At 45.0% G+C, this 22,329-nt stretch carries 17 protein-coding genes; 11 read left to right on the forward strand and 6 right to left on the reverse strand.

Features of this window, described 5'->3' with window-relative positions:
• The 9 genes from H8S63_RS08005 (at position 1) to H8S63_RS08045 (ending at position 9,892) form a co-directional block, all read left to right on the forward strand.
• On the forward strand, positions 1-816 hold the full coding sequence (locus H8S63_RS08005; RefSeq protein WP_004311891.1) for a DUF6047 family protein: 816 nt from the start codon (positions 1-3) through the stop codon (positions 814-816).
• A gap of 4 nt (positions 817-820) precedes the next feature.
• Positions 821-2,269, forward strand: a complete 1,449-nt coding sequence (locus H8S63_RS08010; protein WP_004318628.1) for a DUF6047 family protein — start codon at positions 821-823, stop codon at positions 2,267-2,269.
• Positions 2,270-2,275: 6 nt separating this feature from the next.
• Positions 2,276-2,587 carry a hypothetical protein gene (locus H8S63_RS08015; protein ID WP_004311889.1) on the forward strand — a complete coding sequence of 104 codons (312 nt, stop codon included), beginning with the start codon at positions 2,276-2,278 and terminating at the stop codon, positions 2,585-2,587.
• Between the two features lie 29 nt (positions 2,588-2,616).
• Positions 2,617-3,687, forward strand: coding sequence for a DUF6047 family protein (locus H8S63_RS08020; RefSeq protein WP_004311888.1), 1,071 nt, complete (start codon positions 2,617-2,619; stop codon positions 3,685-3,687).
• A gap of 20 nt (positions 3,688-3,707) precedes the next feature.
• Positions 3,708-5,474, forward strand: coding sequence for a DUF6047 family protein (locus tag H8S63_RS08025; RefSeq protein WP_004311887.1), 1,767 nt, complete (start codon positions 3,708-3,710; stop codon positions 5,472-5,474).
• Positions 5,475-5,485: 11 nt separating this feature from the next.
• Positions 5,486-6,688 carry a DUF6047 family protein gene (locus H8S63_RS08030; RefSeq protein ID WP_004315703.1) on the forward strand — a complete coding sequence of 401 codons (1,203 nt, stop codon included), beginning with the start codon at positions 5,486-5,488 and terminating at the stop codon, positions 6,686-6,688.
• Entirely contained in the window at positions 6,688-7,560 is an 873-nt protein-coding gene (locus H8S63_RS08035; RefSeq protein ID WP_004318625.1) for a hypothetical protein, read from the forward strand. Before H8S63_RS08030 ends, H8S63_RS08035 begins: the two co-directional genes overlap by 1 nt.
• A gap of 209 nt (positions 7,561-7,769) precedes the next feature.
• A complete protein-coding gene (locus H8S63_RS08040) occupies positions 7,770-9,662 on the forward strand; it encodes a type IA DNA topoisomerase (protein WP_005680137.1) in 1,893 nt (630 codons plus the stop codon).
• Positions 9,663-9,673: 11 nt separating this feature from the next.
• Complete coding sequence (locus tag H8S63_RS08045) at positions 9,674-9,892, forward strand: hypothetical protein (protein WP_004318621.1); 219 nt, start codon at positions 9,674-9,676, stop codon at positions 9,890-9,892.
• 34 nt (positions 9,893-9,926) lie between these two features.
• On the opposite strand, the gene H8S63_RS08050 is transcribed toward H8S63_RS08045, so the two are convergent.
• Positions 9,927-10,334, reverse strand: a complete 408-nt coding sequence (locus H8S63_RS08050; protein WP_004311882.1) for a deaminase — start codon at positions 10,332-10,334, stop codon at positions 9,927-9,929.
• A gap of 658 nt (positions 10,335-10,992) precedes the next feature.
• Here H8S63_RS08050 and H8S63_RS08055 point away from each other — a divergent pair.
• Together H8S63_RS08055 and H8S63_RS08060 are read left to right on the forward strand one after the other, a co-directional pair.
• On the forward strand, positions 10,993-11,160 hold the full coding sequence (locus H8S63_RS08055) for a helix-turn-helix domain-containing protein (RefSeq protein ID WP_008771129.1): 168 nt from the start codon (positions 10,993-10,995) through the stop codon (positions 11,158-11,160).
• Positions 11,161-11,165: 5 nt separating this feature from the next.
• Positions 11,166-11,477 carry a helix-turn-helix domain-containing protein gene (locus H8S63_RS08060; RefSeq protein ID WP_004311879.1) on the forward strand — a complete coding sequence of 104 codons (312 nt, stop codon included), beginning with the start codon at positions 11,166-11,168 and terminating at the stop codon, positions 11,475-11,477.
• 65 nt (positions 11,478-11,542) lie between these two features.
• Here the strand turns inward: H8S63_RS08060 and H8S63_RS08065 are convergent, their stop codons facing one another.
• From H8S63_RS08065 to gltB, 5 genes are all read right to left on the reverse strand, one after another.
• Positions 11,543-12,772, reverse strand: a complete 1,230-nt coding sequence (locus H8S63_RS08065; protein ID WP_004311878.1) for a site-specific integrase — start codon at positions 12,770-12,772, stop codon at positions 11,543-11,545.
• A 394-nt stretch (positions 12,773-13,166) separates the two neighbouring features.
• On the reverse strand, positions 13,167-13,934 hold the full coding sequence (locus tag H8S63_RS08070) for a glycerophosphodiester phosphodiesterase family protein (RefSeq protein WP_186926367.1): 768 nt from the start codon (positions 13,932-13,934) through the stop codon (positions 13,167-13,169).
• Positions 13,935-14,158: 224 nt separating this feature from the next.
• On the reverse strand, positions 14,159-15,826 hold the full coding sequence (asnB, locus tag H8S63_RS08075) for an asparagine synthase B (RefSeq protein WP_186926369.1): 1,668 nt from the start codon (positions 15,824-15,826) through the stop codon (positions 14,159-14,161).
• A 214-nt stretch (positions 15,827-16,040) separates the two neighbouring features.
• Complete coding sequence (locus H8S63_RS08080) at positions 16,041-17,381, reverse strand: glutamate synthase subunit beta (protein WP_186926371.1); 1,341 nt, start codon at positions 17,379-17,381, stop codon at positions 16,041-16,043.
• Positions 17,382-17,502: 121 nt separating this feature from the next.
• Entirely contained in the window at positions 17,503-22,107 is a 4,605-nt protein-coding gene (gltB, locus tag H8S63_RS08085; protein WP_186926373.1) for a glutamate synthase large subunit, read from the reverse strand.
• Positions 22,108-22,329: the final 222 nt, after the last annotated feature.

Genomic DNA, 22,329 nt, shown 5'->3' on the forward strand with positions numbered 1-22,329 from the left:
ATGAAGCAACCTGAACAATCCTATACAGCCATAGAGACAGCCCATGGCTTTGTGTTCTTTACTGATACGACGGAAGGACAGAAAAACAGGCAGGACTTTCTGCAATTTATGGCAGACCATTACTTCGATCCCCATTTCAATCTTGGTCCGGTAAATGTTTACCGGGCAGAAGGAGTCCTAAAGGATGGATCCTATGTCAATCCGGGTGAAGGCCTGTACCCGGAATATGCTTACCTGCAGATGGATAAGACACCGGAAATGGAGCTGGTCTACCGGAATGAGATGAAGCCGACCTGGGAGGATTTCGGTAGTTTCTGCCACAATATGCATTGTACCAGCAGCCATCGCAACCGTAATATCGCTGATATTTTGGAGGAAATAGAAAGCAAGGACCGTAAATTACTGGAGCTTTCCAAACAAGGTACAGCATCGGATATCCGGCAGCAGATAGAAGAAACCGGCCAGGATAAAGCCTTGCTGGACAAACTCCTCAAGCAGTATTACGATGTGCGTGGACACCGGACTGTTGGGAACATCCTCCGCGACCCGATGGAATGTGTCACCGTAGACGGTGTCCGGCTCTTTACCCCTCACCGGCAAGTATTGGCGGCAGGGCACGGACTCTTCCTGCCGGGAGAGGCAAAAAGCAACCCGTCCCATGCCTATGCATGGATAAACGGGGATTTCACCCGGATCGTATTTTCTAAGGATCCTCCTGCGAACAAACAGGTGTTCAAAGTGAAAACAGTCATCGAAAAGGCTTTGAATAAAAAGCAGGACGTGAAAAAGAAAAGAAATACCCACCCTAAATTGTAGAAATATGGACAAGAGAAACCAAATGGAAAATCCTTTTTTCGATCCCGACAAGCCGGGAAGTATTTTTGTCGGTATGGACCGTTACCATCAGTACTCTCCCCACCAGCCCCGAAATGCCCTCACATTCATTCAGAAAGGAGATGCGGACAGCCTGTTCCGCAAATTCCTGATTGACAATATCAAGGAAGCGGAGTGCTGCCCCTATATTCCGGATACGGAACTGCTCCGGTTTGACCTGGCGAACATGAGGCAGGTTCCACCGGTAGATACCCATACCCCTTTCGAGGAATATATCAGCAAGGAACTGCTGCCGTATTTTCAAGAACACTGCATTCCCCCTGCCAAACGCATTTCCCTGCGTGATGCGGTCTATACCTATAAATACAAGAATGAACCGGACGGCGGCATATTGAAGAAGTATCTCATGCAGGAACCCGCATACTTGGAGTTTCGATTACAGCAACAGGAAAAAAGGACATTGTACCGGTGCCAGCCGCGGTACACATTCCCCTTAAAAGTGGTGGAGAATGACTTCGGATACCTTATCTTTTCCGGTAACGAGATCGGCAGGAACGGATTCAGGGAGTGCATCCGGTACATCACGGACCATTACTTCGACCCGCACTACGATACCGGCCATCTGGCCGTCTACGACAGTACGTTCATGGACAAGAACCTGGTTCCTCTCATAGATGCCGCTTACAAGCCGTGCAAACCGATGGAACTGGATTATTCCTTCGATTTTTATCCGGCATCCTATATCGGTCTTGACGAACTGCCCAAAGAATTCATCGACAGTTTAAAACCGGTATGCTACCATTCGATGGAAGCGACAGCCGGGGATTTTATAAAATTCGCCACCGACTGGCATTTCAATAAGGATACGCAGGTTTCCATCAGCCGGGAGAACCATGACATTTACCGGCTGCTGACCGTCATGCGTAACGGTTATATGAATATTCATGAACAACCGTTTACCTATTTCAATGAACTGCTGCCGTATGCCAAGGAATTTGAAAAAGTCACGCAGGTTAAATCTGCCGGCGAATTCGATACGGGAAAGTTCAAGCGGTTGTCTACGGAAATCCGGAAGGCTGCCGATGGAATTTTGAAAAGGGATTTCGATGTGAGAGGGCACCGTTCCCTTGAGAATATGTTGAATGACTCCACCGTTACCTTCACCGTCGGAAGCCGAAAACTGAATGAAGTTCAAAAGACGGCACTGGCTTCGGGATACGCACTGTATCTCCCGGAAAACAACAAGGAGGCGACAAGGCATCTCCTTTTTTGCAAGGCCGACTTTGAGCAGGGCAGAATTGAGGGTTCCTCCAAGCCCTTCGGCGTCAGGACATACGTGATAAAGGACGGACTGCTCTGTCCGCTGCCGGAAGAGAAGAATACCGTTAAAAAGACTGAGAATAAGAACAGACATAACAATAACCGTTTAAAATAAAGCGATATGATACCTAAAAGTCAGATGTACCTCGGAGCGCGGATTGTAGAGAACGATCCGGAAGAGGAAACTCCCGTTGTTCCCTATAAAGGAACAGTAACAGCCATTGAAGAAACCGGAAAAGGGGAACTGGATTACTTTGTCTATATCCGGCTGGATGATGAGTCCATGAAACAAAAAAGAATCTCCCTTTGCTGCCCGGACAAGATCATGACCTGTTTTCCATGGACTATAGACCTGGAAGAAAAACAGAAAATGGAGCAGAAAATGAAGAATAAAAAAGTTCCCGACCCGTCGAAACGGCATAGACTATCTTAATCAACCATTCATCTAAACCATAAAATAATATGAGTACATACATTGGTTTCAATTTGAACAGCAACAGGCAGATTGAACATTTCCAGACCATAGAGAATCGTTATGGCATCAATTCAGATGGCGGCAAATTTCTTTTCGGGCAGGCAGAACTGGCCTTGAAAGGCTCCTACATTCCTAAGGAAGAAGTCTATTTAATACCATATCAGGGTGCTGTACAACCGGGGAACATTGAAAGGTTCATCAAGGACATGACCCATAACGGAGGACTGTCTTGTGCAACTCATTTCCCATTGCGGGATATCGCCTTCGTTTACGAGAATACATCTCCTTATGGCATCCATAATGTGGATAGCATCCAGAGAATGCTTCAAAAGGCCAAAGACAATCCCCTGCTGAAAAAACAACTGAACGCTTACCGCGCATTCCATCAAGAAAAGGAAAAAGATATCTACAACAGGGTGATTACTGCAATAAATACGAACCAGGGAGTCCTGATGTTCAATGATACCGGCAGGGGGATACAGTGTGCGCAGAAATACCTGCAGCATATTGGCGATAATTTCTTCTCGCCGGTTTACAGGGATGCGGATAAACTGCAAATATATTATTTCAGCACTTCCAATATCAATCTGATCAAAGAGGCGTCAAAGTGTTCGAACATGTTTGAACATGGCTTAAAAAAGATATACCTTCCCCAAAAGGCTCATTTCCTGGATTCAAATATGATAGCCAACTATACCCCGGCGGTAGAATGCAGCATGGCTCCCTCTTTGGAATGTTATAACCAACTGGCCGAAAAGTTGAATCTGGGCAAGAGCCAGAAGAATTATAACATAGGCGTACTCGACCGGATCTGCAAGACCGGGCAAATCGGGAATTTGGAAAAAGACAGCCGGTTCAACCATCAAAACAGCTTTGTCTCCCTGGATGAACGGATCAGGCTGTCTTATGTGGGGAAGCAGGATGGCACACTGCTGAAAAATGCACTTGAACGGACCATCAAGGATACGGCAAAGAGAATCCTACAGACGGACTATGCGGTACGGGGCTATGAACCGCCCAAACAGGAAAAGAAAAAGAGTAGAAGTATCACCATGTAACTATTTTAAATTTCAATCGTATGCAAAAGCAAGAGATTTCAAACATTATGATTTTCTTTGTTACCCAGGACTTGGAAGGGCAACCCCGACAACTGGAGATGCACCTGATGCCGGAGAAAGAAGTATCGATGATGAATCAACGATTCACCGAATACCTCCAGCGGCAAAGGGAAATGTACAAGCCGTCCCTTGTCCAAAGCCACTTGCCGGATCTTTATCTGTGCCGCTACCAGTTTCCGGCAGGAGTAAGCTACCCGGATATCCGGCTCTTTGACAAGGATAACAGCTTGGTACAAAAATTCATCACCCGGAACGGAGGAAGCATGCAGGGCAATGTCTCATTGCGCGGACTGGAATACCTGCATTCTCACGATGAAGAAAAAAGCCTGCCCATGCTGGTAGCCAGCGGACTTGCCGACCACCTGCTTGTACAGCCGGAAGCCAAACGGTTCGCGCTGGCACAGGATACTCTCCACGACGATCCGTCGGAAACCCTGACCGCCGTGGAAACCGCCAAAGGAGTGCTTCTGTTCGAATATTCCGGCTTTGGAAAGACATGCTGCCATGCCTATATGCAACATCTGGCCGACCGTTTCTTCATTACGGACGAAGAGAAACCGGAGTTTGTCAACCTGTACAAGCTGACCCGTCCGGACGCAGAAGTGGTAAAGGCATTCCAAGCATCTCCCAATGCCTTCTCCTTATATACAAACTCTTTTCTGCCGGAGAAAGCACAATATCTGGATGCGACTATCCTGCGGAATGCCCGGCTGGACAGGAGCCACCGCATAGAACCGACATTCGATGCCTATGACAAGTTTGCTTCCTCCTATAACGTGCTCCCCAGTATTGCCAATGCCCAGATACTCCGGTTACTATCCTTACAGGAAACCGCAGGAATCTATGGGATAGACTATACAACCAGAAGGATTCCGTTCATACACAAGAATTCTTTCAACTCCCAGTTCAATGCGCTGCAGAATATTCCGGCTGAAAATAAAGGCGGACAGGAGAAGGTCAAATCACAGATCCGGGATCAGGCGGCCTATATCCTGAAACGTGATTACGGGCTTATCCCGGACAGCCTGCAAAACAAAGAGATAGACCCCATCATTTCCCTCCAGACTCCCAAAGGAGCCGTCTACCTGCCCGCCACGGATGAAGGAGCCATCTATAAACAGTGTTACCTGCAATATCTGGCTGACCGTTTCTTCACTCCGGAAGTACAGGCTCTGGGACGAATCAGAGAATTCTATATTTCCTGCCCGAACCATAGCACGGAGCATTACATGCAGAAGCATCTGGACCTTTTCCGGTCCAATCCTTTCTACGGGCAGCTGGCGAAAATGCCATTGTATCCGATAGAGCAATCCGAGCTGTTGAAGAAAGGCGGCTATCCCATAGAGCCGACATACCATGCATTCAAACAGTTTACGGAAGATTACCGGCTTTCGGTAACGCCGGAGAATGCCGAGATATTCACCCTGCTCTTTATACGGGAATACGGATTACCGGCTGATTTCAATACTAATGAAAGCTATAAGGAGTTCACCCACAAAGGAAATTTTAAACCGCTGGATCAAGAAATGTCCGAACTGCAATCCAAAAAGGGATATAGTGAAAAGGCATTCTACAATATTCAAAACAGGCAGCAGCAACTCGCGGACAAGATACTTGGCCTGAGATACAGACTGACCTGTCCTCCGTTGCAACTGACCGGACCGGCGGCTTCGGAAAAGAGAAAGACGGCTTCCCGTCAGAACAAGTCACATAATCCCCGCATCTAAAACTGATTATCATGCCTGCATGGATGGAAAAAATAAAAGATACATTCACCGCTAAAGCGGATTTAAAGAGCCTGTTTATTGTGTTACAGCCGGATAATCAAGTCTCGACTGTCATGGTCGTGTCGTATGTTCCGACGGATAAGGACTCTTTTCAGGTATTTATGGATCTGACCGCCCGGATTGCTATGGATCAGAAAACCATACCGGATAACTTATTGCTGCATTTTGAGGGAATACCTGCTAAAGATATTCCTTTCACCAGCGAACTACCGGCGAAAGACAGTGAGAAAGCCCTCAGTTTCATCGCCTCTTACGGAGGCATCACTGAAAACAACTCCGTACCTTTACGGAAAGCGGCTTATTTGAGAGCATGCCAAAGGGAACTGACGGCAGAGAATATCCGGGATCTGGACTACTCACCAGCTTATAAGTGCTTTATTGCACACGAAGATGCGATGGAGAAGATTGCGGCAGGAAAGCAAGCCAAACAGTTCTACACCATAGCTGAAACGGAACAAGGTGTCCGCGTATTCAATGACGGACTTTCCGGGACTATAAAGTTTCGGGATTACCTGCAATCGACAGCGGACAATTTCTACTCAAGCTCTTTGCAGGATGTGGAGTCATTGAATATTTACCGGATAGAAACCGTCTCCCGCCGGATGCTGGAACTCTCCAACGGGAATCAGACCACCATGCCGCAGGCCGGGATGGAAATTCTGGCGAATTACAAGCCGTCCGTCACTTTCGACATGCATCCTACGGGAGAAAATCTCAACCGGTTTGTCACAGCCGGCGCATTGGAACTCTCTATCCGTAACCGGAACATTATGACACTTCAGGACATAGCAGCCAGAGGATACGCCCATTTACCGGCAGACGAATCGTTTGCCTATAAAAAGGATTTCTTGTTTGTGGAGAAAGGTATCCGTGAGATTACCCGGCAAAAGGAATTGTACCGGGATTATCCTTTCCGGCAGAAGATGGATGAATTACAAAATGCTGCCAGGTCATTGGCGCAAACACTGTTAAACAGGGATGGAGTCCGGAAGAACTATCATCGGGTAAGCCCGCCTGTTGTTGTTTCTAAGAAAGGAGAAGCTCAAACAGCCGAAAAACCGCAAGACAAGCCCGGACTGTCCTGTGGCAATGAAAAGAAAAAGGTCAAGACAAAAACCGCTTCCGTTAAAAAGCAGGCGAAGCCCAAATTATAATGCATATGGAACTGATAAATAATACATTCATTCCCGAAAAAGAGATACCACGTAGCCGCAGGGCTGCCGGAAGGAAAGCATTCCTGCAAACTTTCAGAAACCTGTTTACCAGCCGGAATCATTTCAGGAGATTCATGGATACTTACCGTTTCAACACGATCCGCTGGAGCGCGTCCAACCTCCACGAACCCTCATGGGGAAAACGGATCGGATTATTCTTTCGTACCAAAAATCCAATCGCTATCCTCCGGGATGATTACCGGAGCAATCGCAGTAATCTGTTGAATAAATGGGAAACGTCCAGCCTGAACCGTATCCAGATGGAACTGGTCCGAATGGGTAGTATGCCTATTCAGAATAAGGACAGACATACTTTCAAAGCTCTGAACAGCATTGAAAAGAAAATCAAACAACTGCAGGAATATGAAGGATGTCCCGATATGAGCCATGAAAAGCAGCTTCTGGCAACATACAAGTACATTCTTTCTTCTCCTTTTGACCGGAAGTTCGGAGGATTGCCACCCGATGAGATTTGTGGGATGCTTCAGCAGAACGGACTGTCTGAATCAAACCTTCCTTACCAAAATTACGAAGGAATCCTCCAGGGCCGTGAAACAGTCATGTACGAACTGGCAACCGGAAAGAACGGGGAGAAATACCTCCAACCGGCAGATCAGGTGAAACTGAATGCGGGAATGTCAGGAATCTCAATGGATTTAATCAGCCGTTTTCCGGCAAAGGAAATACCCCTGCCGAATCTGACGGAAAGCATACAAGTATCGGAAAAGAAAGAGAAGCTCTCCATTCCCAAAGAACCGAAGAAAAGGGTACGGAAAGAAAAATCAAAGGTCAAGAGTGTAAAAATTAAATAGTCATTCATATTAAAAAAGAAAGTAACATGAAAACAATTTGTATTTGTGAGAAGCCCTCGGTGGCACGCAGCATTGCCCGGGTCCTGGGCGTAACGGAGAAACAGGAAGGATACTTGAGTGGGAACGGATATGCCGTCACATGAACTTACGACCATCTGTTGGCATTGGCCCTGCCTCAAGACTACGGCATTGTCCATGTGGAAAAGGAGATGCTGCCTATTATTCCCGACCCGTTCAAACTGGTTGTCCGTCAGATTAAAACCGAAGATGGATACAAGGCTGATCCGACGGCTCTGAAACAATTGGAAGTAATCCGTAAACTGTTGGGTCAGGCTGATCAAGTGATATCCTGTACTGATGCAGGGCGGGAAGGAGAGTTAATTATGAGATATGTGCTTGAATATCTGGGATATCATAAGGAAACCAAACGCTTGTGGATATCTTCCATGACAGAAAAATCGATACGGGAAGGATTTGATAGCCTCAAATCAAGTAAGGAGTTTGACAACCTGTACCGTGCCGCTAAAGCCAGGAGAGAATCAGATTGGGTCGTCGGTATGAATGCCAGCCTGTCTTTGAGCATGGCTGCAGGCAAGAGTAACTATTCTCTGGGAAGAGTACAGACACCGGCACTTGGCATGATTTGCCGTCGATATCTGGACAACAGGGATTTTATAGCCAAACCCTATTATCTGCTACAGCTACGGACAACGAAAGCAGGGAAAGAACTCGTCTTAACCTGTACCGGGAAATATGATACACCGGAAAAACTCGATGTGGACCGTAAAAAAGTGTATGAAGAGACGACAGCCAAAGTGGTGCAAGTGGAGAAGAAAGAGGTTCCAGAAGAAGCTCCGCTACTTTATGACCTGACCGCCCTGCAACGAAGTGCCAATACCAAACTCGGACTGACCGCAGAACAGACGCTGAACATTGCTCAAAAATTATATGAAGGAGGCTACATTTCGTATCCCCGTACCGGATGTAGCTATATCACAGAAGACATCTTCGAACAAGTCCCTTCCCTCATCGGCCTGCTTAAGCAACATCCCCGTTTCACATGGCATGCGGAAAACCTCTGTAACCAGCCTTTAAACCGGCACTGTGTGGACGATAGCAAGATGACGGACCATCATGCGTTAATCATTACGGAGAACTATCCCCAGAGGCTTTCCCTTGACGAGCAGAATATCTATTCCATGATCGCGGGACGCATGTTGGAGGCTTTCTCCGGCAAATGCCTGAAAGAAACGGTATCCGTACAAGCGGACTGTAACGGCGTTCTTTTCGGGATAAAAGGAAGCCAAATCAAAGTTCCGGGGTGGAGAGGCATCTATAACGAACCCAGTGAGAAAGAAGAAGGAAGTCTTCTGCCCGAATTTCAGGAAGACGAAATATTGCCCGTGCTCGGTATTGATACATTGGTCAAGAAAACCAAACCGCAGCCCATATTCACTGAGGCAAGCCTGCTTGCTGCGATGGAAGGTTGTGGCAGAACATTGGACGATGAAAAGGAAAAAGAGGCAATGGAGGATTCCGGCTTGGGTACACCGGCTACACGTGCCGGAATCATCGAACTGCTCATTGCCAGACACTACGTGGAAAGAAACGGACGGTCACTGATTCCCACTCCCAAAGGACTGGAAGTATATGATATTGTAAAAGAGAAGATGATCGCCAACGTGAGCATGACCGGAGGGTGGGAATGCGCCTTGCATGAAATCGAAACCGGCAAAGTTTCCACGGAAACATTTACTCAGAGCATCAATTCCTATACCCAACAAATCACCTCGGAACTGCTTGCCCTGAAACTTAACCATCCGGACTTGCCACATTGTAACTGCCCCAAATGCGGAGCAGAAACGATTATCGTCTTTAACAAGGTCGCCAAATGCAGCGATCCCAATTGTGGGTTCCTGTTATTTAGAACGTTCAACGGCAGGGAACTGACGGATAATCAGATGCTCCTGCTGCTATCGGGGAAACGTACCGGATATCTGAAGTTTACCAGCAAGAAAGGAAAGAAGTATGAGGCATCACTCGAGCTGGATGACAATTACAGGATTGAGATGACTTTCAAGGATAATAAACCTAAAAAATAAAGAAGCGACTTATGAAAAAAGAAATGGAAGAGATACCGGATGAACTGAATCCGGACTTAATGCTGAATACGATTGCTTCCGAACTGCTGATCAAGATAGCCAAAGGGGAGATTGATATCCAGAAGCTGGTCAGGAAACAACTCTCGGACAGGGGAATCGATGACCAACGGAACTGGATAGGACCGGACAAGGCAAGAAAATATTGGGAGAAATATAAGATGCCTGTCTAAACCAAGTCAGTCAGGATAAGAAGATAATTGCAGGTTATTCAATCCGTTTGTAGGCCAGCCTGCAAATACCGGATCTGAAACATTTGTTCCCGGTCATTTCCCATGAGGAAGGACCGGGAATTTCTGTAAACAGACGTATGCCGTCCCCTTGGATATACGGTGCGACAAAAAGGATGATTTCATCCACCAACCAGTATCTGAACATGCTGCTTATAACGGAAATTGTATCCGGAGCCGCTTCTATGAAATAAATACCTTCATTTTTCTTTTTCCATTGTGTCAATGAGATGAAAGATACATCCGGCCCGAGAGTCTGTGTAGCACGTTCCCGTATTTTGGTGAGGCCATATTTGTTCGGATTATCCCACAAAGGGGAAGAAACAGTCCTGTCGAAGAGGTATCCGTCAAGAGTAGTGATTGCAAGTAATTGGAGTTTTGCCATAAGTATAATATTTAACCTATAAATATTATTCGGCAGAAGTATTTGAGAAAGCGTGGCCTTACCCAACTCCAAGACGGAGGTTCTGGTAAACCTATGAATAGTAGCTGTGTAAGCCACGCTATGACAAAGCATAGCATAAGCAATACACAAAAAGCCTCTATTCATTGAAATTTACCAGATTTCCGTCTTGAGACATTCTGCGAATGTTATGTCTATATCTAATTGGAAGGCTATTGCCTGCCATTTAAATCTATATTTCGTTCCAAAGATACTCATATTTCTGATTTCTCCGAAGAAATCCATATCATAAAGAAATGTGGCAGGGCAAAAAAGGAAAAAAGATGAAAGAGTTACCATTTGTATAAGGGATGTCGGATTTCACGACTCCCCCGTTAAATAAAAAGTATAAGAAAAGCTACGCTGACAAAAAATGACTATTAATGACTATTAACGACACTGGAAACTAAACGATTGATTTATAGTAATATTCCCTTTATCTTGCACCCAATTTCATTATTCACAATTTAATTTATAAATCATGGAACTGACAATTATCGAAACAAGTGCTTATCAGGACTTGAAGAAACAACTAAGTATGCTGTCCGTGCAAATGATGGACTTTCAAAAGAAAATAGCCCCCGTAACACCGGACAAGTGACTGGATGCGCAGGATGTGTGCCTGGCTCTCAATATTTCCAAAAGGGCACTGCAGACTTACCGGGATAACGGGCTGATTCCTTATTCTAATATCGGTGGAAAATTCTTTTATAAAGAAGTGGACATCCAGCAAATTCTGGAGGAAGGACTAATCAAAAAAAGAAAATAAAGAGTATGGCAGACATTATCACTAAAGATTCGGAAGAGTTCAAGGAACTTACCGGATGGATCAAACGGACAGGAAAAAATCTGGAGGCTGCTGCGGCACGGATACGTCCGACGATTGCAGACGAACATTATCTGAGTGGAGATGAGGTATGCCGGATGCTTCATGTTTCCAAGCGTACATTACAAACACTACGGGATGAAAAGGCAATACCTTATACCTCAATTACCTCTGTCGGGGGTAAACTGCTCTATCCGGAAAGCGGGCTATACGAGGTACTAAAAAAGAACTATAAAGATTTCAGGCGTTACTTGAAATAAGCAACCTGCCTGAATACGAAAAACACCCTTCAACATTTGCTGAAGGGTGTTTTTTCATACTTATTCTAATTGGCCAAGCGATACACGGAACCAATCTTGTCGCACATCCTATCCGTATCTTCCCCAACCTTCGGATTGATCAGTTCAGCATAGACTTGTGTGGAAAGAATCGATTTGTGTCCTAATACTTTTTGCAAAGTTTCTAACGGCATGCCTTTCAATATAGCCAAAACTGCAAAGGTATGTCTCCCGATATGAGGGGTGATATTTACATTACAATCACACTTTTTCCCTAAAACCTTAAAACTACTTTTCATGGTTTCATAATCACCGACGGGGAAAACGCAATCAGGAGAATCTTTCTTTTTGTTATCACCCTTATACTTTTCTACAAGTTCAATTGCTATAGGTAATAATTTCACGACGTATGCTACGCCTGTTTTTATACGGTTTCCCATGAGCCATGTGCCACCATCAGAATCTGTATGGATATTCTTATAAGTAATTGCTTTCAGATCTGCGAAGGCGAGGCCTGTGAAGCACATGAAAAGTAGCATGTCACGCATAGCCTGCTGACGTTTATACCTCAATTCTACATGTATAAGCCTCTGCAGTTCTTCTTCAGAGAGAAATGAACGTCTTTTATATCCCGGCTTACATCCAAAACCCGTGAAGGGATGAACTTTTATTAAACCTTTCTCTTGAGCGATATGCATTAGCCATTTCATGGTATTAACACGTCCGAATGCTGTAGAACTGGCCGAGCCGCATGTGCCCAACATCCAATTATAATAGTCTTCAATAAAATCTTTGTCAAGTTCATCAAGTGCAATGTCCTCAACATTCTTTTTGTCTTTCAAAAAAAGCAATGCGCTCTTATAATCGGCTACTAAACCAAGATAGGTGCTTTTTGCCTTTTCCTTGCCTACTTTCTCCTTGTATGACTCAAGCTGTTCCCTGAAAAGCTCCATAAGGGTGTGGGAATCTTCTTTAAAACCGACATAGCGGCTATAGACTTTCTTGGCTGTGACAAAACTGTCATGATCGCATATGTATTGGTAATGCTTGGCAATTTGGGCTTTGGCATTATCAAGTTCCTGGTTTAACATTCTAGCTTCTTCGGATTTCCCTTTAGCCCTATTAGCTTTGGCGTCCCATAAAGAAATAGACACCTCCTTCTTACAGCTAAAGCAAGCTGTGGTCTTGTTGATGGTAATACGTCCCATTACAGGTACTTTACCATTCTTAATCGATTGATTTTTAGTGTAAAACAACACTCTGAATGTACTTCTCATAACTCAACTTTTTTAGTTACAAATTTAATTACTGTTGAGGTATTTGAAGTTATGAAGAATAATGCAATATATTGAAAACTAATGCCTTATATCCGATTAGTAGGCAAATTGGAAGAGGTAACAGATAAGTAACATAACTCACTCCCAAATATGCTCTATTTAGCTTTATTCACCACATCCGATTAAAACATTAGTTTTATAACTATTTGAATTTTAATAGGTTTGCACTATATTTGCGCATCTTGAAAAAACACTTTGTTTCACACTGGGAAACGGGTGTTTCCTTTAAAAGGAAACACCCGTTTGACACCGAGAAACAATCTGTTTCTTTTAAAGGAACATTCCATTTCCTTAAAGCCGGATATTAAATTCTTTAATATGTGAATATTTTTTCTTATTGAAGCTTTTTAAGTTCTTCTTGTAAGATGACCGGTTCGTTAGTGGTGATGAAATCTACCTTTTGTTCGATCAGCGATTTCATGTCTTCTACTTCGTCTACTGTCCATACGTTGACTTTCAAGCCGAGGTCGTGAGCTTCTTTGATCCATTCGGGGTGTTTCTTAATTACTCCCATGTGATAGTCCAGACCGGCAGCACCCAGTTCTTTCAGCTCTTTGGGAGACAATTCTCCGTTAAGGTAATATACCGGAGTACCGGCAGGAGCCAGACGGATAAACTCTTTCATGGCATGTAGAGAGAACGTGATATATTCCATACGGTTTTCCAGTCCCATTTTCTTTACCATGGCAACAATTCCTTGTACCGCTTTAGTCTCGCGTTTCTTGTTGCTATGCGCTTTCAGTTCGAGAATCAATTGGGTTTTACAGTTTTTTCCGGTTTCCAGATACTGTTCCAGGCTGGGTAAGTTTTCTCCGTTGGATAATTTTAGTCCGGTCAGTGCATCACCTTTGGAATATTCCATCGGCCTCATCTTATATACAGGATCATGGTTAACCACTAACTTGTTATCCTTCGCGATCCATACGTCAAATTCTGAACCGTAACAACCGATGGAATCTGCTTTTAGAAGTGATGAAATACTGTTCTGCGATGATCCCGGAGTTTTCCAGAAACCGCGGTGAGCTATCACTTTTGTCTGTGCCTGCATACAACAAGCAGCCATTAGAAGGGCAGAAGCCATCATCATTTTTTTTAAATTCATTTGTTTGATCTTTTAAAAGTTTGATAGATTTAATTGGGTTTGGCCTCAAAATTATAAAAAAGATAACGCAAATCAGCCGATAATATGCTAATCTGCGTTAATCCTTGGGATTTTAGAATAGAAATGCTACAAAAGAGTGTCAAAAATAAAACTGTCTGTCATAAAAACATTCTCCGGACACGTCTGATAGTTTGCACAAAAGGAGTTTGTCACTCTTTTATTAATCAGGTATAGGCCTCTTCATGTATTCCTTTCACTGCACGTCCGCTAGGCTCATTCAGATTTCTGAAAGCAATATCCCAGGCTAGTGCTTCTGCTGTGGAGCAGGCTACACTTGGAACGCTGGGGACGGTGCGTGCTGCGCTTTCACTGGGGAAATGCTCTTCGAAAATGCTACGATAGTAGTACTCTTCTTTGTTTTGTGGCGTATTGATCGGGAAACGTTCGGCAGCATGTTCCATTTGCTCATCGCTCACGGCAGTTGCTGTGATCTCTCTCAATGTGTCAATCCATGAATATCCTACACCGTCACTGAACTGCTCTTTCTGTCTCCAAGCCACACTTTCCGGTAACATATCGGCAAAGGCTTCGCGAACAATTCGTTTCTCGATGTTTTTTCCGGGGCACATTTTAGCTTTCGGGTTCAGGTTCATTGCCACGTCGAGAAATTCTTTATCAAGGAAAGGGACGCGTCCTTCTACTCCCCATGCTGATAAACTTTTATTGGCACGGAGGCAATCGTACATGTGCAACTTTGAAAGTTTACGTACTGTTTCTTCGTGAAATGCCTGTGGAGTAGGGGCCTTGTGGAAATACAGATACCCCCCGAAAACTTCATCAGCACCTTCACCGCTCAACACCATTTTGATCCCCATTGATTTGATGACACGCGCCAATAAATACATGGGAGTGGAAGCGCGTACGGTAGTTACATCATACGTCTCGATGAAATAAATTACGTCGCGAACAGCATCCAGACCTTCCTGAACGGTGTAGTTGATCTCATGATGGACGGTACCGATATATTCGGCTACCTCACGCGCTTTAATCAAATCGGGGGCGTCCTTTAGACCGATGGCGAAAGAGTGGAGTTGAGGCCACCATGCATCGCTTGCACCGTCTGTTTCTATACGTTTTGCCGCATATTTTTTGGCAATGGCAGAGATAACAGAACTATCCAACCCGCCCGAAAGCAACACTCCATACGGTACGTCACTCATTAACTGGCGGTGCACAGCCTCTTCCAATGCCACTTTCACATCCTCGGTTTGTGCATCATTCTCTTTGACGGTTTCATATTCTGTCCAGTCGCGCGAATACCAACGTTTCATTTTTCCCTCTTTACTATAGAAATAATGTCCGGGAAGGAATACTTCATATTCGTCACAAAATCCTTCGAGAGCTTTCAACTCGCTGCCGAAGTAGATTTTTCCCTCTTTATCTTTTCCTATATATAAAGGAATAACCCCTATCGGATCGCGGGCAATCAAAAATTCATCCTTTTCCTCATCATAAAGCACGAAAGCGAAGATACCGCTGATATCTTCCAAAAAATGGATGCCTTTATCTTTGTAAAGGGCAAGAATTACCTCACAGTCACTTCCAGTCTGAAAGTTATATTTTCCCGCATATTTAGCGCGAATATCACGGTGATTGTAAATCTCACCGTTGACGGCGAGCACCTGTTTATGATCGGGAGAGTATAACGGTTGTCCGCCACTCTGCGGGTCGACAATAGAAAGACGTTCGTGTGCCAGGATGGCACTTCCGCCTACATAGATTCCGCTCCAGTCCGGTCCGCGATGACGGATCTTCTGGGCCATTTTCAGTGCTTTATCTCTTAGTTCTTTCGTTTGAACTTTGATGTTGAGTATACCTGCTATTCCACACATAACTTTAATTTTTAGAGGGGGTAATGTAATCTGTTGATTGTTTATTCGCTATTTCTAAGAAGCTGACTAGCTATTCTTAATTCGTTCCATAATTGTTATCGTTTAGTTCCACAACTGTTTTCCTTTAGTTCCATATCTGTTATCTTTTAGTTCCACAGATATGGAACGAACCGATAATAGTAATCGAGCTTCTTGTTGTACACTGTTGCAAAACTTATTGTATTAGATAAGCATCTATTTCCGCAGCAGCCTTTCGTCCTCCCGCCATGGCGCGTACCACCAGGCTGGCGCCAGTCTCGGCATCACCGGCTAGGAATACATTCTTTGCAAATTTCGGTTGCTCCGGTTTCAGGAATCCCATCGCCAATAATACCATATCAGCTTCGATGACTTCCTTCTTCCCTGTTGGTTTCATCGTGGGACGTCCGCCATCTGCTGCCGGAATCCATTCCACTTCTTCCACTTCTACACCTGTCACTTTTCCATTCTTTCCGAGGAACTGATTGGAAGCCAGGCACCAGCGGCGTGTACAACCTTCTTCATGGCTGGAAGTCGTTTTGAAGACTGCCGGCCATTGTGGCCAAGGAGTAGCCGGATTGTAGCCGACAGGAGGTTTCGGCATGATTTCGATTTGAGTGACACTGACGGATCCCTGTCTCACACTGGTTCCGATGCAGTCGGAACCGGTATCTCCGCCACCTATCACAAGTACTTTTTTGCCTTTGGCATTCACCAATTTATCTTTCGGGAAAGTCTGTCCTGCCAGAATCCTGTTCTGCTGTGCCAGCATTTCAAGTGCGAAATGGATGCCTTTCAGTTCACGTCCCGGAATACTCAAATCACGTGCAGTCGGCGTTCCGGTACAGATGCAGTAAGCGTCGAATCCTTCCGGCAAATGATTGATGTCTATTTCTACTCCCATTTCAAACTGTATTCCTTCTGCAGCCAATATCTTCATCCGTCGGTCAATTACATTCTTATCCAGTTTGAAATTAGGAATACCGAACCGTAATAACCCTCCGGGCGCTTCATCCTTATCGAATAAAGTAACGCTATATCCTTTTAAATTCAGCTGATTAGCCACCACCAATCCGGCAGGACCCGCACCAATCACCGCCACTTTCTTTCCGTTTCTTCTCGGCGTCTTTACCTGTATATATCCTTCACGAAAAGCCGCTTCCACGATAGCTGCTTCATTCTCGCGAATAGTCACCGGCTGATCGCAGGAAAGTTTCAACACACACGATTTCTCGCAAAGGGCAGGACAAATACGTCCCGTAAATTCCGGAAAATCGCAAGTAGACGACAATACTTCGTATGCCTCCTTCCATTTTCCCCTGTATAATGCATCCTGCCATTCCGGTTGTTTATTTCCTATCGGGCATGCCCAATGACAGAAAGGTACGCCGCAATCCATACAGCGTGACGCCTGCAATTTACGGCTGTTTGTATTCAAAGTCTGTTCTACCTGACTATAGTCAGCGATTCGCTCGTTTACAGGGCGGTATCCCGCCTCTTGTCGAGGTATATTTAGAAATGCTTTAGGATCTCCCATCTTGTTATTTACTATTTGACGATTTACTATTTACTATTTTTAGACTATCTTGTCATTTGCTATTTGACTATTTACAGACTATACATTCAAATAGTAAATTGTAAATAGTCAAATTGTAAGTCTAATAGTCTCTTTGCATGTCTGCAATTTTTTGTTGTAATTTTCTCATCTGTTCCTCCTGCAATACTTTTTTGTATTCGATGGGTACTACTTGGATGAACTGGTCTGCATAATGATTCCAGTTGTCAAGCATGGTACGGGCTAGTTTTGAGCCTGTGTACAGATAATGTTGGCGGATTAGTTCGTGTAGCTCCTTCCGGTAGCTGGCTTCTTCGATGAGTGACAGTTCCACCATTTCCATGTTGCAGAAATAATCGAAGTTACCATCCTTGTTCCATACGTAAGCCACACCGCCACTCATACCGGCTGCAAAGTTACGTCCGGTTTGTCCGAGGACTACCACACGACCTCCTGTCATGTATTCGCAACAATGGTCGCCCACACCTTCCACTACGGCAACTGCACCGGAGTTACGAACTGCGAAACGTTCTCCTACACGCCCGTTGATATATACTTCACCGCTTGTTGCTCCATAAAGCAAGGTATTACCGGCAATTGTATTCTTTTCGGCTTCGAAGTTGCTGCGGATAGGAGGCAATACGGAGATGCGTCCGCCGCTCAATCCTTTACCCAGATAATCGTTTGCTTCACCTTCCAGTTTAAAGTTAACTCCCGGTACGAGGAAAGCCCCGAAAGACTGACCTGCCGAGCCTTTGAACTTTACATTCAGCGTATGTTCCGGCAATCCTTTGGCACCGTATTTCTTGGCAATCACTCCGGAGAGCATCGCACCTATTGCACGGTCTGTATTGGCAATCGTATATTCTAAAGAAATCTCTTTCTCATGTTCAATAGCTTCCTGTGCTGCATCAATGAGGGTTACATCCTTTACAGTAGAAACACCGTGATCCTGATCGATGACATGGCGGATAGCCGCGTTGTTATCAATGCGTGCCAGCAATTTGGTGAAGTCGATTAACGCATGTTTCGGATTCGGGTCGTTGGCAACGGATTTGCGTTCGATCAAGTCTGTGCGCCCGATAATATCATCCATTCTGGTGAATCCCATTTCGGCCAAATGCTCGCGGACCTCCTGTGCCAGGAATGTGAAGAAATTTACCAAATATTCACTACGCCCATGAAAGCGTTTACGTAATTCCTCATTCTGTGTGGCAACTCCCACCGGACAAGTATTCTGATGGCATTTGCGCATCATTACACACCCTAATACAATCAATGCCGAGGTGGCGAAGCCATATTCTTCGGCACCCATTAGCGCCATTAAGATGATGTCACGTCCGGTTTTCAGTTGTCCGTCGGCTTGCAAAACTACTTGACCACGAAGTCCGTTCAAAACCAATGTTTGCTGTGTCTCGCTCAATCCCAATTCCGGTGAGATGCCCGCATAACGGATAGAAGAAGCCGGAGAAGCACCTGTTCCACCTTCAGCACCGGAGATGACAATCAGGTCCGCCTTTGCTTTTGCCACCCCGGCGGCAATTGTACCGACGCCGCTTTCTGCTACCAGTTTCACACTGATTTTGGCCTGTGGATTTACATTTTTCAGATCGAAGATTAATTGTGCCAAATCCTCAATCGAATAAATATCATGATGAGGTGGGGGAGAAATCAGTGAAATTCCCGGAATGGAATGGCGTGTTTTTGCAATCACATCATTCACTTTAAATCCCGGAAGTTGTCCGCCTTCACCCGGCTTTGCCCCCTGTGCTATCTTAATCTGAATCTCATCCGCATTAACCAGATATTCTGCCGTTACACCGAAACGTCCGGAAGCTACCTGCTTGATTGCACTTCGTAAGGAACTGCCATCGGGCAGTGGTTGGAAACGGGCAGCGTCCTCGCCACCTTCACCGGTATTACTGCGTCCGTGAATTTTATTCATGGCAATAGCCATTGCCTCATGAGCCTCTTTGCTGATAGAACCAAAAGACATGGCCCCCGTGACGAAACGATGCAGAATGTTTTCCACCGGTTCTACCTGATCGATCGAAATCGGGTTACGACGGAATCCCAGAAAGTCACGAAGGAAAATAGGCTTTTCTTTTTCGTCTACCAAATGAGTATATTCTTTAAATTTCTTATAACTCCCCATCCGTGTAGCCAATTGCAGCGTACTGATTGTTTCCGGATTCCATGCATGCTCTTCTCCGTCTTTACGGAAAGCATACAAACCGGTAAGAAGTTGAGAATGGAGAGTTGAGAGTTGAGAGTTGCCATGCGGAGCCTCACTCTCCACTCTCAACTCTCCACTCTCAACTTCTCCCACTCCTTCCTTGTGGAAAGCAATGGCATCTCTGGCTATTTCTTCCAAGCGAATACCTCCGATGGGCGAACCGAGTCCACCGAAATAAGCCTTACTCAATTCTTCGCTCAAACCGACAGCTTCGAAGATCTTTGCACCACGATAAGAGCGGATGGTAGAGATCCCCATTTTACTCATGATTTTAAACAAGCCTTTGCAGATGGATTTGATATAATTTTTTTCAGCAGTGGCATAATCCAACTGAATATCCCTGTCTTTAACCAAGCGGTCGAGAACAGCGAATGCCATGTAAGGATTCAGGGCACTTGCTCCGAAACCCAGTAATAACGCAGCGTGCATCACCTCACGTATTTCACCGCTTTCTACAATCAATGCTGTTTGTACACGTTTGCCAACTGAAATCAGGTGGTGATGAACGGCGCTTACCGCCAGCAATGAAGGAATAGCGGCATGGGTAATATCCACGTCACGGTCGGTCAGGACAATGTAGTTTACGCCTTCCGTCACAGATTCTTCCGCCATTTTACAGAGGCTGTTCAGTGCCTCCTGCAATCCGGCTTTCCCTTTCGCTGCTTCAAATAACATGGGCAGTTTGACTGTTTTGAAACCTTTATAGCGGATATTACAAAGAATATCCAGTTGTGTGTTGCTCAAAATCGGATGATTGAGGCGGACCATTTTGCAATGACTCTCACTGGGTGTCAGGATATTCATGCCGACTGCCCCGATGTATTCAGTTAATGACATTACCAGTTCTTCGCGGAGCGGGTCGATGGGAGGATTGGTCACTTGTGCAAATTGCTGCCGGAAATAGTTGTAAAGCAATTGCGGCTTATCCGAAAGTACAGCTAACGGAGTATCATTACCCATTGAATGGATCGGTTCTGCTCCGGTGCTTGCCATCGGCATAATCAGTTTTTCGATATCCTCTTTGGAGTAGCCGAAAGTGCGAAGCATACAGTCGTAGTTTTCGACATGATGAGGTACTTTGCGTCCGCTCTTCAGTTCATCCAGTTCGATTCGGTTCGTAGACAACCAGGTGCGGTAAGGTTTGGCTTCAGCCAACTGTTTTTTCAGTTCGCCATCATAATAAATTTCACCTTTTTCTGTATCTACCAGCAAAATCTTACCGGGCTGTAAGCGACCTTTTTCTTTGATGTCTCCCGGTTCGAAATCCATCACACCGACTTCCGAAGCCACTACCATCATATCGTTTTTAGTAATCAGATAACGGGCAGGGCGCAGACCGTTGCGGTCGAGCATACCTCCTGCAAATCGTCCGTCACTGAAGAGAAGTGCAGCCGGTCCGTCCCACGGTTCCAACAGGATAGAGTGGTATTCGTAGAATGATTTCAGATCTTCGCTGATGGGATTCTTTTCGTTGAAAGATTCCGGCACGAGCATAGCCATGGCGTGTGGCAGGCTCAATCCCGACATCACCAGGAACTCCAGTACATTGTCCAGGGAAGCACTGTCGCTCATGCCCGGTTGTATAATCGGGCGAAGTTCTTTTATGTCACCCAAGGTAGGAGTGGAGAGTACGCTTTCGCGGGCTTCCATCCATCCGCGGTTACCACGGATCGTGTTGATTTCACCGTTGTGTGCCAGAAGGCGGAATGGTTGTGCCAATCCCCATGTAGGGAATGTGTTGGTACTGAAACGGGAGTGCACCAGTGCCAGTCCGCTGGTAAAATAGCTATTCGTCAGGTCCGGATAGTAGTTGCGCAGTTGCAACGACGAAAGCATACCTTTATATATAATGTTTTTTGTAGAAAGCGAAACAACATAAAAATCGTCCTTTGTCGGAATGGATGACAATCTGACCTTATTCTCGATTCTTTTCCGGATCAGATATAACTTCCGGTCGGCCGTTTCCGTTTCTGTAAATCCGGTGATAAACACCTGTTTGATGTCAGGTTCGTTTGCCAAAGCAGATTCTCCTAGAATTTCAGGGCAGGTGGGTACATTGCGCAGATGCATCAATGTGAGTCCTTCTTTTTCAATTTCTTCAATAATGATACTTAAAATGGTTGCCTGGTCTTTCTCATTTTTCGGCAAAAATAACAATCCTGTGCCGTACCGTCCTTTTTCGGGTACAGGAATACCTTGCAATAAAATAAACTCATGCGGAATTTGCAGCATGATACCTGCACCGTCACCGGTTTTGTTATCCGCACCTTCAGCGCCACGGTGGCGCATGTTCTCTAATACCTTTAAAGCCGACTCAACAATGTCGTGTGACTTTTCTCCATGAATGTTTACCAGCATACCAACACCGCAGGCATCGTGTTCGTATGCCGCATTGTACAAGCCCATCTGTTTGGGCTGTCGTTGGTAAGGGGATCCTTCTGTTACGTTGTTAAAAAGTTCTTGTTTCTTCATTCTTACTAGCTTTATTGTATGATAATACCTAATTGAAGTGTCAATTTGTTTGGCAAAGTTAGTGGTTTAATTTCAAAATGATAGTAAAATATAAGTTTTCTGTAACGCGAAATTAAAAGGAGAGCCTGTCTTCTTCTAATTTGTAATTAAAAGAAGGAGGTTTACTTTTAATTTGTTAGCTCTTTTGGGTTAATGGTGACCTAATTGTAATTTGTTTCTTTT

The organism is Bacteroides sp. NSJ-39, assembly GCF_014287315.1.
Classification (GTDB): Bacteria; Bacteroidota; Bacteroidia; order Bacteroidales; family Bacteroidaceae; genus Bacteroides; species Bacteroides finegoldii.